At 63.6% G+C, this 14,755-nt stretch carries 5 protein-coding genes and 1 pseudogene; all 6 read right to left on the bottom strand.

Annotated features, from left to right (window positions below; all coding sequences use genetic code 11):
* Window positions 1-34 precede the first annotated feature (34 nt).
* A pseudogene (locus LB532_RS06225) lies at window positions 35-2,332 on the bottom strand (dipeptide ABC transporter ATP-binding protein); the annotation flags it as partial.
* Window positions 2,333-2,385: 53 nt separating this feature from the next.
* Complete coding sequence (locus tag LB532_RS06220; protein WP_140644265.1) at window positions 2,386-3,543, bottom strand: ABC transporter permease; 1,158 nt, start codon at window positions 3,541-3,543, stop codon at window positions 2,386-2,388.
* A 12-nt stretch (window positions 3,544-3,555) separates the two neighbouring features.
* Window positions 3,556-4,590: an ABC transporter permease gene (locus LB532_RS06215; protein ID WP_140644267.1), complete on the bottom strand. Its 1,035-nt coding sequence runs from the start codon at window positions 4,588-4,590 to the stop codon at window positions 3,556-3,558.
* A 148-nt stretch (window positions 4,591-4,738) separates the two neighbouring features.
* Complete coding sequence (locus LB532_RS06210; protein WP_140553015.1) at window positions 4,739-6,397, bottom strand: ABC transporter substrate-binding protein; 1,659 nt, start codon at window positions 6,395-6,397, stop codon at window positions 4,739-4,741.
* 263 nt (window positions 6,398-6,660) lie between these two features.
* Window positions 6,661-12,714 carry a translocation/assembly module TamB domain-containing protein gene (locus tag LB532_RS06205; RefSeq protein ID WP_140644269.1) on the bottom strand — a complete coding sequence of 2,018 codons (6,054 nt, stop codon included), beginning with the start codon at window positions 12,712-12,714 and terminating at the stop codon, window positions 6,661-6,663.
* A gap of 2 nt (window positions 12,715-12,716) precedes the next feature.
* Window positions 12,717-14,642, bottom strand: coding sequence for an autotransporter assembly complex protein TamA (locus LB532_RS06200; RefSeq protein ID WP_224556451.1), 1,926 nt, complete (start codon window positions 14,640-14,642; stop codon window positions 12,717-12,719).
* Window positions 14,643-14,755: the final 113 nt, after the last annotated feature.

Raw genomic sequence — 14,755 nt, 5'->3', positions numbered from 1 at the left:
GCGCAGAGGTTGCGTTGGCATCCGTCGCCGGACGACCAGTCTCCGAAACCTCGTCGCGGACCTCATGACGACGGGCCTTTGAGACGGCTTCGGTTTCCTCGGCGTCCTCTCCCACCGCGCTGGCTTCCGCACTGGCAGTCTTGCCATGTGGTCGGCTGGGCGGCTGACCGGCAAAGCCCGGGCCGGCACCATGCGGCGCGTCGTCCGGCACGCCCTCATGGTCGGCATGCTGCTTGTCGAACTTGATCACTGGCTCCATCGTCGCCAGCACGTCGTCCGAGAGCCAGCACAGGCTCATGTGCCCGTTGCCCAGGTTCTTGACGGGCGGCACCTTGGTTTCGCAGAGATTATCCGGCACCAGTCTCTTGTAGCCGCAGCGCGTTTGGAATGGACAGCCTGTCGGCGGGTTCATCGCCGAGGGTATGTCGCCCTCCAGCACGATATGCTTCTTGACCACGCTGGTGTCGGCGATCGGGATCGCCGAAAGCAGTGCCTCGGTGTAGGGATGATAGGGCGGCACGAAGATCTGGTCGGTCGTGCCTTGCTCGACGATATAGCCGAGATACATGACGACAACCCGGTCGGCGATATAGCGCACGACCGACAAATCGTGGCTGATGAACAGCATCGTCGTCTTGTTCTTGCGCTGGATGTCCATCAGCAGCTCAGTCACCGCCGCCTGGACCGACACGTCGAGCGCCGAGACCGGTTCGTCGGCCACCACCACCTTGGCATCGCCGGCAAAGGCGCGCGCCACACCGATGCGCTGCTTCTGGCCACCCGAAAGCTGGCGTGGCTTGCGGCTCTCGAAGGCGCGCGGCAGCTTCACCAGGTCGAGCAATTCCAGCATGCGCTTGCGCCGGTCGGCGACGGTCTTGCCGACGTTGAATTTCTCCAGTGTGCGGATGATCTGCGAGCCGACCGAATGGCTGGGGTTGAGCGTATCGAACGGGTTCTGGAATACCATCTGGATCGACGACACAGTGTCGACGCTGCGGCTCTCGATGCCGGTCGACTGGATTTCCTTGTTGGCGAGCGTGACCTTGCCAGAGCTCGCCGTCTCGAGCCCGAGCAGCACTTTGGCCAGCGTCGATTTTCCGCAGCCGGATTCGCCGACAATGGCGACGGTTTCGGATTCTCGCGCGGTGAACGAAATCGTCTCGTTGGCTTTGACGACGCGGCCCTCGCTTGAGCCGAACACCTCGCTGCCGCCAACCTTGTAGTATTTTCTCAGGTCCTCGATCTTGAGTACCGGTGCGCCAGGCACGACCTTCTCATTGACCTTCTTGGCACCGGGCGGCAGGGCGTCCCAATCGATTTCGTTGAAGCGCACGCAGCGCGAGAAATGACCTTCATGTCCCGCGACTTCAATCATCGGGATTTCGGCGGCGTTGCAGACGCCCTCGACGAAATGGTGGCAGCGCGGGCCGAAATTACAGCCCTTCGGCCGCTCATGCGGCAGGGGCAGCTGGCCGGGGATCGAGATCAGCGGCCGCGAGTTCTTGTCGGCGCCCGGCAGCGGAATCGAGCGGAAAAGGCCCTGCGTATAGGGATGGCGCATCCGGTCGAACACGTCCTTGATCTTGCCGGTCTCGACGGCCTCGCCCGAATACATCACCGTAATGCGGTCGCAGGTCTCCAGGATCAGGCCAAGGTTGTGCGACACGAAGATCATCGAGGTGCCGAACTTCTCGCCCAGCCCCTTGACCAGTTCGACGATGCCCGCCTCCACCGTTACGTCGAGCGCCGTCGTCGGCTCGTCGAGGAGAAGCAACGCCGGCTTCGACAGCAGCGCCATGGCGATGACGATGCGCTGCTGCTGGCCGCCCGAAAGCTGGTGCGGATAGGAGCGCATCATGCGTTCCGGATCGGGAAGCTTCACCGAGCGCACCATTTCGAGCGCACGTTTATAGGCCTCTTCCTTCGACACCTTGTCGTGGATCAGCGGCACTTCCATTAGCTGCTGGCCGATCTTCATCGCCGGGTTCAGGCTCGCCATCGGCTCCTGGTAGATCATGGCGATCTTGTTGCCGCGGATGCTGCGCAGCTCCTCCTCGGAGAGCTCGCCCATGTCCTTGCCCTGGAACTTGATCTTGCCGCCGACGATCTTCCCGATGTTGGAGAGATCACGCATGATGCCGAGCGACACGGTCGACTTGCCGCAGCCGGATTCGCCGACAATGCCCATCGCTTCGCCGGGCATGACCGTGCAGGAAAAATCCATCACGGCCGGTATCTCGCCCTTGCGGGTGAAGAAGGAGATCGACAGGTTCTCGATCTCGATGATCGGCCCATTGTTCGGCCTGGCCGGATTTCGAACTGCCTCGTTCATGGGTCGCTCCAATCCTTGGTTTTTCCGGGCAAGTAGGGTCGAGGACCCCGCCATCAATCCTTCATCGATTGCTCGCGCAGGGAATCGGCGAGCAGGTTTAGCCCCAGTACGAACGACATCAGCGCGATCGTCGGCGGCAGTGCCGGGTGGATGAAGGAACGCAGCAGCCGGCTGGCATCCTTGATCGCGGTGCCCCAGTCGGGACTTTCCGGCGCCAGCCCGAGGCCGAAATAGCCCAGCGTGCCGAGCAGGATGGTGGTGTAGCCGATGCGCAGGCAGGCATCGACGATCAGCGGTCCGCGTGCATTGGGCAGGATCTCCCACAGCATGATGTACCATGGCGATTCACCGCGCGTCTGGGCCGCCGCCACATAGTCGCGCGTCTTGATATCCATGGTCAGGCCACGAACGATGCGGAACACGCCCGGGCTGGAGGCGAACACCACCGCCACGAAGATGTTGAGCTGGTTGGGATCGATGTGCACGATCTTCAGCGGGTCGGCATCGAACACCAGGCCGGCATAGATCCAGCCGCCGACCACCAGCGTCAGTCCGAGCAGGATGTAGATCCGGTCGGAACGGTTCTTGTAGCGCGTCCAGAACAGCACGCAGAAGAAAATGATCGGGAACAGGAAGAAGACGCCGGCCAGCGCGTAGGGGATCGGCGTGTCCATGATGCCCGGCGTCACCAGGAGGTAAAACAGCAGGATAACTGGGAAGGCCAGCACGAGATTGGCCAGGAACGACAGCACGGTATCGATCTTGCCGCCATAATAGCCGGCCGGCAGGCCGAGCGTGATGCCGACCATGAGCGCGAAGCCGGTCGCCGCCGGCGCGATGATCAGTACGATCTGGCTGCCATAGACCATGCGTGAAAAGACGTCGCGGGCGAGCTTGTCGCCACCGAACAGATAGGCGAGGCCCGATTGCGGTTCGATGGCTCCGGGCAGCGTATCCTTCATGATGGGAATCTGGCCGAGCGGATCGAAAGGCGAGATGGTCGAGGCGAAGATCGCCGTGAACAGCCAGAACAGGCAGATGGCCACCCCCGCCATGCCGACGCCGCTGTCGAACAGTTGGCCGTAGAGAGCTAGCTTCTTCTTGTAGAGGAAGCTCGCGCCCATGACGATGAGAAGCGCGAGCCAGACCGGCCAGAAGCGCCAGAGCACTTCGAGGACGACGGTGGAGGCGCCGATATATTGGGCTTGCATGCGCCGTCTCCCCTACTGAACCCGAATGCGCGGATTGAGGAACGCGTAGCCGACATCGGAAATGAGCTGCGTGATCAGGACGATGAAAACCGAGACCAGCGAGCAACCGAGCAAAAGGTCGATGTCATTGTTGCCGGCGGCCTCGACCAGCGTGTAGCCGAAGCCCTGATAGCGGAACATCACCTCGACGATGACGACGCCGGTGAGCAGCCACGGAAACTGCAGCATGATCACCGTGAAGGGCGCGATCAGAGCGTTGCGCAGCGCATGCTTGACCACCACGCTTTTGAAGGAAAGGCCCTTCAGCCGGGCGGTGCGGATATATTGCTGCGTCATCACCTCGACCATCGAGGCACGCGTCATGCGCGCGATGTAGCCGATGCCGTAGATGGCCAGCGTGATCACCGGCAGCGTGAAGTTATAGAAGGTGATGCCCTGGCTTGCCGATGCGGCGGATCCGTTCAGCCAGCCAAGCCAGGAGGCGAAGATGACGGTAAAGATGACGCCCGATACATATTCGGGCGTCGCCGTCGAGGCGATCGAGGCGACCGACAGCACCCGGTCGGTGCGCGACCCCTCGCGCATGCCGGCCAGGATGCCGATCAGCAGCGAGACCGGCACCATCACCGCCAGCACGCAGAACATCAGGACGCCTGTGGCGCCGAGTGCCGGGAACAGCTTGGCCCCCACCGTGGTCTTGAATTTGGTCGAGCAGCCGAAATCACCCTGGAGCACGCCGGAGAACTTCGGCTCGGCCGGATCGTTGCAGAAGGAGAAGCGCTGCGCCGGTTTGCCGGTTGCCGGATCGGTTACCGGCTGCTTGGGCAGGACGCCGAGCCACTGGCCGTAGCGCACGAAGAAGTTCTGCCGGTAGCCATGATTGACCAGCCAGCTTTCCAGCTGTTCGGCCGAAGTGTGCATCTCGGTCTGGCTGATCGCCAGCTTCTTCAGGTTGGGTTCCAGATTGACGAGGAAGAAGACGACCAGCGTCAGGCACAGCATCGTGAGCAGTATCGTGCCGATGCGTCTGGCGATGAATGAGAACATTGTACCCCCCTGCCGGCCGGGTTGGGGTCAGATAGGTTCAACCCTGTATCAAAAACCTTGTGACGTCACGCCGCCGCTGCACCCAATGCAACGGCGGCGATGCCGCGGAGCGAAAGGCGCTGGCGCCCCGCTCCCGGCAGGCTGTGGGTCACGCCTGATCGAGCCAGACCTTGCCGAAGTCGTGCTCGTAGGTGGGGTGCATCGAGTGGTTCTTCACCTCGGGCTTGATGTTGATGTAGAGCTTGCGCCAGTAAGGCTGGATGATGATGCCGGAATCCTGCAGCATCTGCTCGATGTCCTTCATCACCACCTTGCGCTTCTCCGCGTCGGCGATCCCGAGCGCCTCGTTGACCTTCTTGTCGAAGTCCGGATTGGCGTAGGCCGTCTCGTTCCAGGCTTCACCCGAGCGGTAGGCGATAGCGATGACCTGGATGCCAAGCGGACGCATGTTCCAGTTGGTTTCCGAGAACGGATATTTCGTCCAGTCGTTCCAGAAGGTCGAGCTCGGCAGCACGGTGCGCTTCACCTTGATGCCGGCCTCGCGCAGTTGGGCCGCGATCGCGTCCGTGGTGTTCTTGTGGTAGTCCTCGTCGTTGCTGATCAGCTCGTGTTCGAAATCGATCACGCCGGCTTCCGTCAGCATCTGCTTGGCCTTGGCGATGTCGCGCTTGATCTTGGGCAGCTCGACATATTCGGGATGGATCGGCGCGACATGGTGGTTCTCGGCCGGCGTGCCGGCATTGCCGTAGCCGAGCTGCAGCACCACCGAATTGTCGACGGCCAGGCACATCGCCTGACGCACCTTCTGGTCGCCATAAGGCTTGGCGTTGACATTGAAGCGCGACACCACGGTGGCGGCGGTCACGACCTCGGAAGGCGGCGCGCCGACGTCTGCGATGATCTTGACGTAGTCGGCGGTCGTCTCATGGTTGGTCTGAACTTCGCCCGATTCGAAGGCCGAGACCGTTGCGGCCGGATCGGTGCCGTAGTCGATGAACTCGACGCCATCGAGGAAGGCTTCCCCCTGCCACCACTTGCCGGTCTCGCGGCGCTTGTAGACGACTTTCTGGCCGACGTCATAGGAGACCAGCTCGAACGGACCCGTACCGATCGGGCAGTTCTTGAAGTTGGCGCCCTTCTCGTCGAAGCTCTTGTGCACCACCAATGCCGGATAGTCGGTCAGGTTGGGAATGATGGCGATATCGGGTTTGGTGAGCTTCAGCTTGACGGTCATGTCGTCGACCTTGATGACCGACCCCTCGCGCAATTTCTTTGTGCTGTCGTCGACGAGGCTGCCGAGGCGGCCCGGCATGGAGTTGCCTTCCGCGGCCTTGTCGGCCCAGCGGGTGAAATTGTAGATCACGTCGTCGGCGGTGAACTTGTCGCCATTGTTCCACTCGACGCCCGGCCGCACATGCAGCGTGTACTCGGTGGCGTCGTCATTGATGTCCCAGCTTTCCAGGAGATAGGGCGCGAATGTGTACTGGTGGGTGTATTTCACCAGCGGCTCGAGCGCCTGCCGCTCGGCATTGGAGATTTCCGACCAGTCGGCCGTGCGCGGATCCTTGGGATCCTTGACCGACATTGCCACCTTGAGCACGCCGCCTTTCTTTCCCTGCACCTCCTCGGCCTTGGCCGGCGTCGGGGCGGCGAGCCCCAGCAGGCCATAGGCCATGGCCGTCGAAGCGCCGAAGACGCTGGCAAGCGCGAGGAATTCGCGGCGATCGACCTTACCCGACTTGGCTTCTTCGGCCATGGCCAGGATGTGATCCGGAACGCTGTCGCCATTACTCTTGTAGATTGTCATGACTAACTCCCATTGTTGGCTTTCCGCCGATTAACATTCCGCATCCAGGCCATGATGTCAAAGACGGCATGGATTGGGAACATATCGACGAATGTGCAACTTTGGAGGGGGAGCGGTTCGCGTGATAGCGACAGTCTTGGCGCAAAATTGCTAGTGCGCGACGGATTTCCCCTAAATCTCTTCGGGCGATTAAACTGAGACATTGACGCGGTTTGCGACAGTGCCAGCCCTCGCCGGGATGAGGGCCAGCCCATGTCCCTGCTTCAATATTCCTTCTCGTAGAAGATGCCGCCCTTGGCTTCGCCGGCGTCCGTTGCCTCGCCGCGCAGTTTGACGCCGCGCCCGACATTGAGGTCGATCATGGCCTTGCCCGAGCCCGGCTTGTCGCCCTTCTGGATGGTTACATAGGTGCGGTCGTTGAGGTACTTGCCGGCAGAAACCGCCGTGCCGCCCTTCTCGTCCGCGGTGACATCGAGATCATCGACGCCGATCGCGCTGCGCAGGTTTTCGAGCAGCGACGTCGAGCCGCCGACGCCGGCCAACTGTCCGGCGGCTTCGGCCAGTTGCGCGATCTGCAGCGGCGACAGGTTCGACATGGAGCGCCCGAAGATCAACTGCGCCAGCACCTCGTCCTCGGGCAGCGCCGGCACCGAGGTGAAGGTGAATTTCGGATTGGTCGCCTCGCCCGACACCACGATGGTGACGGTGGCGCTGCTCGTGGTCGTTGTCGCGGTCAGGTTGAGATAAGGCACCAGCGAGCCGGAAAAACCGACCGTGCCCTCGGTGAAGGTCAGCCGCTTTCCGAGGATCGACAGCCGCCCGCGTTGCAGCGTGAAAGTGCCCACCGCTTGCGGCGAGGAGGCCGGACCGGTCAGCCTGAGCGAGCCGCCGAGTTCGGCGTCCACCCCTCTGCCCTGGATGAAGATCTGGTTCGGGGCGTTGACGGTGACGTCGAGCGCCAGGCCACTGCCGCCGCTCTTGCCGCTGGTCGTGGCCGGGCGCAGTGCCTTGTCCTGCGCCCTCACCGCGCCGGGCGCGTTCTTGTGCCTAACGTCGAGGGCCGAGAGCGACCCCGGTAATTTGTCCGGAACGGTGATGACGGTCTTGGCGAGGTTGACGGTGCCGGCAATCACCGGCGCCGACGTCAGCGGTCCCTTGATCGTCAGGTCGCCGCCAAGATTGGCGGTGACCACCCGCCCATCGGTGTAGCGGCCGTCGGTGAGCTTGATCGACAGGTCGGCCGGGAACCCCTGCGCCGGATTGATGCCGACCGTGCCGCTGGCCGACAGGCTGCCGCGCGTCGACAACGTCCCGGTCAGGCGGTTGATCCTGGCGACACCATTGCCGATCGCGATTTCGGCTGCGATGTCGTTGACGGCAAGCCCGGAACGCGCGTCGAGCAGGCGGGCGCCCGACGTGCTGATGCTGCCGCCGATAACGGGCGATGTCGCGGGGCCGCGCACCTGCACATTGACATTGGCGGTCCCCGTCAGCGACAGGCCTTGCGCGGCGAGCTTCTGACTGAGGATGCCGAACGGCACGGCGCCATTGAAGTCGAGCGCGAGCGCCGGCGTGCCCGATGTCGTCACCGTGCCGCCCCCCTTGAGGCCAAGGCCGGCTCCATCGCTGACATTGGCGTTGAAGGTCAGCTTGTTGCCGGCAAAGGTACCCGAGGAAGAAACACTCACTGCACCGACACCCGCGCCGCGGGTCTGCGAAGTCTGCACGCCGGTCGCGTCGAGGTTGAACGCCGCACTGGGGCTGGCTGGCGCCCCGGTGACCTTCACCGTGCCCGAAATCGAACCGGCGGCATCGAGACCCCGCGAGAAACTGTTGGCAAGCGAGATCGGCACCCGCGCCAGCGCCGCATTGATGTCGAGCGCCTGCCCGATCTTGCCGGTCACCGTCGCCGTGCCGCCGCCCAGGTTGAGCACCAGCCTATCCAGCGTTGTCGTGCCATTGGCGATGGTGACGGTCGAAGCCTGCGCGATGGCGGCCTTTATGCCCTGGACGGTCGCCTCGCCGGAAGCAAGCTCTATGATCGCCGTGCCGTTGGCGGCTTTTACGCGGCCCACGGCCTTTGCCGGTATTCCTTTCACCGTTGCGCCGCCGGAAAAGCCGGTCCAGTCGCCGTCACGCTTCAGGTCGACGTCGATGCCGCGGATCACCGTGCCGCCCGATGTGACGGTGTCGGCATGGATTTTTCCGGAGATGACTGGCGCGGCGAGGTAATTGGCGATCAAGGCGTCGATCGACACGGCCTTCGCCTGAAGGTCGCCGCGCGTGACCGAGGCGGTCCTCGCCTTGATGGCGACTTGCGGTGCGGCGCCGTTCTTCGAGAATGCAATCGTGCCGCGCACGTCGCCTTCCGCTTTTTCCAGCGCCAGTGCGGCAAGCGGCCCGATATCGGGCAGCTCGAGCGAGATCGTGCCTTCGGGTACGAATTTGTCGTCCAGCGCTAGGTCGCCGGAAATCCTGTTTTGGCCCAGCGACAAAAGCAGGCCATTGATGGCGCTCTTGCCGTCCGCAGTCGCCAGCACCGCACTGCCTTGCAAGGGTTGGCCCGCGACATTGCCTGTCAGTTGCACATTGGCCGCCGGCTTGGCCGCGTCGGCCTTGCCGGTGGCGGTGAGTCTGAGCCCGGTGATCTCGCGCGACGCCACCGAAAGCTTGTCGCTGTCGACAGTCAGCGACAGATCCGGCGCGGTCGCCGGCCCCTGCGCATTCAGCGCAAAGGCGATAGCGCCTCTGGCATCCTTGGACAGCAGCGAAACGTCGCCCAGTGCGCCTTTTATGTCGGCGGCCAGCGTATTGCCGGCAAGACTCGCCTGCCCCTGTGCGGTCAGCGCGCCGGAGGCCAGCGTCAATCCGCTTATGGCGATATTGCCGTTAGGCTCGCGCTTCAGCGTGGCGCTCAGTTGCGCCCGCTCGCCAAGCATGCCGCGCGCAGCGGTCGGCAGGGCCGACGATGGGGCATCCGCCTTCAGCTTGAGGTCGATGGCGCCGTCACGCAACGACACCAGGCCGGCGACCTGGCTGTTGAGCGCGTCGCTTTTAAGCGAGCCGCTGTCGATGGCGACAGCGTCGGCTGACAGGCGCCCGCTGAGCGCGGCCGTGACCTTGCCGGCGATCAGCGGCGCGATGGTGGGATTGTCGAGCCCCACCCTATCCACCGAAACCGTGCCCGAAACCGGCCCGGCGCGGTTCTTCAGATCGAACGCATCCGAGTGCAACGCCAGGCTCAGCCCGTCCACCTTCGCCGGTCTCGTGGCGATCGAGGGCAGGATCGCGGACATATCCAGTCGGGCCCGCGTGCTCTCGCCCGCCACCTTTGCCGACAGCGACCGGACCTCGATCTTGACAGGACTCTCGGCGCTTCCGACCGTGAGCGGCAGGCTTGGACCGGACGAGACGAGGTCGAGGGCGAAATCGCTGGCGCCGTTCGGATTGATCGTGCCGGCGGCTTGACCGGAAACCTTGTCACCGGAGAGCGTCGCGTGGTCGAGGACGACGCCGCCGGCCATGGTGTAGCTGCCGGCCGCGTCGACTGCGAGCTGCCCGAGCCCGGCCTGGCGGGTCTGGCTGGTTTCGGCGCCGGCCAGTTGCACGTTGAACCGGACGTCCGGAGCGGACGGCGAGCCTGTTATCTCGGCACTGCCATCAAGCGTTCCAGCGGCATCGAGGCCGGGCGAAAAGGCGTCGGCAAGGGCAGCCGGCAAGGCGGAGACCTTTGCCGCGAGATCGAGCGTCTGGCCGGCGGTGCCGGACAGCGCCACCGAGCCGCCGCCGACATCGAGCGCCAATTTTTCGATGCTGGTGGTGCCGTCGGCGATGCTGAGCGTCGACGGCTCGGCAATCGCCGCCTTGATGCCGCGAACCGTCGCCTCGCCCGAGGCGATCTCGACGCTGGTGACGCCACCGGCGATCTTCACCCGTCCCGCCGCCTTCGCTGGAATACCTGATACGGTGGCGGCACCGGCAAAATTCGTCCAGTCGCCGTCGCGCTTCAGATCGACGACGATGCCGCCGACTTGGGTGGTCCCCGACGTGACAGCATCGGCCTTGATCGAGCCTGAAATCGCCGGCGCCTTGAGATAGTTGGCAATCAGGGCATTGACGGCGATTGTGCTCGCCGTCACCTCGCCGCGCGCGATCGACGTGCTCGTGGCGTCAATGGCAACCGAGGGCGCGTCGCCACTCTTGGCAAAGCGAATGGTGCCGTTGATGTCGCCGGTCACCGCCTGGCCGGCCAGCGCCGCAAGCTGATCGATGGCAGGCGCAGCAAGAACGAGCGTGCCCAGCGGCATGAACTTGTCATCCAGCGCCAGATCGCCCGACACCTTGTTGTCGCCCAGTGACACCGCAAAGCCGTTGATCGAGCGCTTGCCTTCGCTCGTCACCAACGCCGCCTTGATGTCGAGCGGCTGGTCGTTGACGGCGCCTGTCAGCGAGACATTGGCGGAAGGGTTAGCAATGTCGGCCTTGCCGCTGGCGGTCAGCTTGATCGCCTTCACCGTGCGGCCCGAGGCCGTCAGGCTATCGCTGTCGGCGGAGACAGTGAAATCCGGCGCGGTCATGGCGCCGCTTGCCGACAGGGCAAAATCGACACCGCCCTCGACCGGGACGCCGACCGTTGGCGACAGCACCGAAACATCACCCAGCCTGCCTTTGATATCGGCCAGTATGTCGGTACCTTGCATGCTGGCGGTACCGCTGGCGCTGAGCGAACCGGATGTGAGTTCGATCGAGTTGGCGGCGAACGAGCCCTGCGGATCGCGCGACGCTGTGGCCGAGAACTTCACCCGCCCGCCGAGCACCGAGGCGATCTGCTGCGGGAAGGCGGTCGCCACGGCATCGGCATTCATCTTGAGCTGCATCGACAGGTCGGCGAGTGCCACGGTCGCCGTCAGCGAGGCATTGAGCGCATCGGACCGAAGCGTGCCCTGATCGATGACAATGGTGTCCTTGCTGAGGGAACCAGCCAGGCCGACATCGACCTTCCCAGTGACCAGGGGCGCCAGCGTCGCGACGTCGGTTTTCAGGCCGCCGGCCCCAAGCTTGACGGCAACCGGACCGGTGCGGTTCTGGATGTCGAAACCGTCGGAGTGTATCTGCGCCGCCAGGTCGTCCAGCCGCGTGCCGCCGGCGACGATCGAAACGAAGGAGGCGCCGATGTCGACGATCGGCGCCTTGCCGTCGCCGAACGCCCGGGCGGTGGCATTCTTGATCGCCAGCGTGATCGGCTGCGCCTTGCTGCCGACGCTGATGACCACGGGCGGCCCCTTGGCGGCGAGTTCGACCGAAAGATCGCTGGCTCCGGCAGGATCGACGATACCGGTCGCGGTGCCGTGCATGGCATCGCTATCGATGTTGGCCCGGTCGACACTGATCCCGCCCGCTGACGTGGCGGTGCCCGCCATATCGAAGCTGGTCTTTCCGGCAAACAATGGTTTCAGGTTCTCCGGCAGGAAGCGGGCGAAATCGCCGTCCCCCTTGGCTTCGAGATAGTTGCCTTTGTCGGTGAGCTGATGGCGACCGGTGAGCTGTGTGACGATCCGGTGATCGACAAGGAAGGTGCCGACGCCACTCCAGTTGGCCAGCGGCCCGGTGCCCGAGACGACGATGTCGACCGGCGGCGTGTCCGGCAGGTTGAGCAGATTGGCGATGATGCCGCCGGCCGGTTCCGACGCCTTGAGGTTGAGGTCGAGCTTGTTGTCCGCTGGCGCGAAATGGATCTGCGCGTCGACGTTGCCCTGTTTGCCGTCATGGCGGGTAATGTTGAGCACCGTCTCGACCGACAGCGGTGCGGCGTCGGCCTTCACCGAGGCCTTGGCGGCGAGTTCGGCGATGCCGCTGCCGGCCAGTTGCTGGCCGAGCGCGACTTCCGGCAAGTCGATCTGCCTGATATCAATGGAAACCGGCAGCGTCGTCGCGCCGCCTTGCGCCGGCTGCTGCGTGCCGGCCACCGGCAGACGCGCAAGTTCGATGCGCTCCGCTGCGATGCGGTCGGCGCTGAAGTTTTTGGACAACAGCGTCAGCGGCGACCAGTCGATGGCCACCCTGCGTGCCACCAGCCAGACGCCCTCGCGGTCCTCCAGCACGACATGGTCGACACTGAGCGCGCCCGACCAGATACCGTCGATGCCGCTGACGGTGACCTTACTCTCGTCGCTCGAGGCCACGCGCGAAATGATGCCGGCGAGATTGTCGCGTCCACGCTCGGTCTTGGTCAGCACGAAAAGCGCGCCGATGGCGCCTGCTACCACGATCAGCAGCGTGTAGAGAAAAATACGAAGGATGCGCCAGACCGTATTCATGTTCAAAACGCTTGGCCAATGCCGGCATAGATGCCGAAATGAGGGTCGCCTGGGTCGCGGTTGAGCGGCACGGCGGCGTCGATACGCAGCGGCCCGAATGGCGTCACATAGCGCAAGCCGACGCCGGCGCCCACCTTGACGTCGGAAAAATCGGGGAACGACCTGGTCGATACCGTGCCGGCATCGACGAACGGCACGATGCCGATCGTGTCGGTGATGGCAATACGCATCTCAACCGAGGTCTCGAAGAAGGACAGGCCGCCTATCGGCTGGCCGGTGAAATCCTTCGGGCCGATGCCCTGATAAGCATAGCCGCGCACCGAGCCGCCGCCGCCGGAATAGAAACGCCGGTCGGCAGGCACGTTCTGAAGGCTGGTGCCGACGATCGAGCCGAGGGCGACACGTTCGGCCAGCACGAATTTCGAAGCGGTATCCAGCGACTGATAGGCCGATCCCTCGCCCTTCAGCTTGAGGAAGGCGGCACCGCTCAATGTGTCGTAGCTCGGCTCGGCATAGGCCAACAACCTGAAGCCCTTGGTCGGGTTCAGCCTGACGTCCCTGTCGTCGTAGACATATTGCAGCGGGATGCTGGCGATCAGGTATTTATGTTTGCCAAAGGAATCGTGGATGCGTGAATAGTCGAGCGCCACCTCGGCCGACACGGTCTGCTTCTTGGTCAGTTCATAGGACAGGCCGGTGTTGCCCTTGACCGAGAAATGGTCGTAGGCGTCGGGATGTTCGAGCACGGTCTTGACGCCGGCGAAGAATTTAGATGCCGGCCCGATCACGCCGGGTTTCTCGAACATGATGCCGGCATTGTAGTTCAATTCGGACAGATCATTGCTGCCAATGCCACTGATGGCGCCGTCGATGCGCAGCTTCTCGGCCCGGCCGAACAGGTTGCGATGGCCCCAATATCCTTCCAGCCCCAGCCCTTCCGTGTTCGAGAAGGTGCCGCCCAGCCCGAAATAACGCGGCTTGCGCTCGCTGACCTGGACGCCGATCGGAATGTTGCCCTCGGCATCGAGCTTGTCGGCCTCCTTGAAAGTCACGCTGTTGAAGACCTCGAGCGCCAGCAATCTGTCGCGCGCATCGTCGATCTCCTGCGGCGAGTATTGCCGGCCCCGTTTCAGTCCGGTCATGTATTCGGTGAAGTCGCGGTCGACCTTCTCGGTGCCTTCCACCGTGGTCGCGCCATAGCCAGCGACTGGCCCGGCAGCGACCGTCAGCGTCACATCGAGGGTCGAGGTGGCATGGTCGGCGACGATCTGCCTGCTGGTCACCTCGGCCAGCGGCCTGCCCTGCTCCTTCAGCGTGCGCACGATCAGCGCCTCGGCCTTGAGCACCGCGCCAGACCCGGCGTCGCCGCCTGATATCAGGCCGTAGTCGGCGCTCATCAGTCCAGCGGCGTCACCCTCCAGCCGGATATCGCCGAGGGTGAATTTGGGACCCGCGGCGATGTTGACGACCACGGGAATGGGCTGCGGACCCTTGAATTCGGCGTCCGGCGGCAATTCGTCCAGCGGCTTGCCCTCGATGGCGATGTTGACGACGCCTTCGTAGCGGGCATCAGCGTAGAGCGCCGCCACAAGCTGTTCTCGATCGCTGCGCGCCTTGGCCATCAGACCGAGCGAGCCGGAGACGGGATGGTCTTCGTCGCTCTTCAGCGCCGAGGCGTTCTCGAGCTTTTTTAACAGGTCCTTGTCGGCGTCGGGCGCGGAGATGGTCACGGCGTAGCGCATCGGATCGACGATGTCGGCATCCTCATCGCTCGATGAGCCCCACAGCTTGATGCCGAAGATTTCGAAGGCGGCCGCCGGTCCCACCCCGGCGATCAGCGAGCAGCAGATCATGGCCAGAAGCAGCGCGCGCGAAAGCACGCGCCCTTGCGCGGTACCCCCTGACATCTGCCTTTCATACGCCGGCATTACGACAACCTACTTTACAAACCTAAAATTGGAATGAAGTTCTGAAGCGCTCGTAAAGGGGCCACAATCCAATTGTCTGAAATAGGACGGGCTTGGAATTCACACCTTTTGCG

The organism is Mesorhizobium sp. ESP-6-2, from assembly GCF_020164675.1.
In the GTDB taxonomy this organism is placed as follows: Bacteria; Pseudomonadota; Alphaproteobacteria; order Rhizobiales; family Rhizobiaceae; genus Mesorhizobium.
Note: the sequence above shows the minus strand (reverse complement) of the source record. Positions and strands in the feature narration are given on the sequence as shown.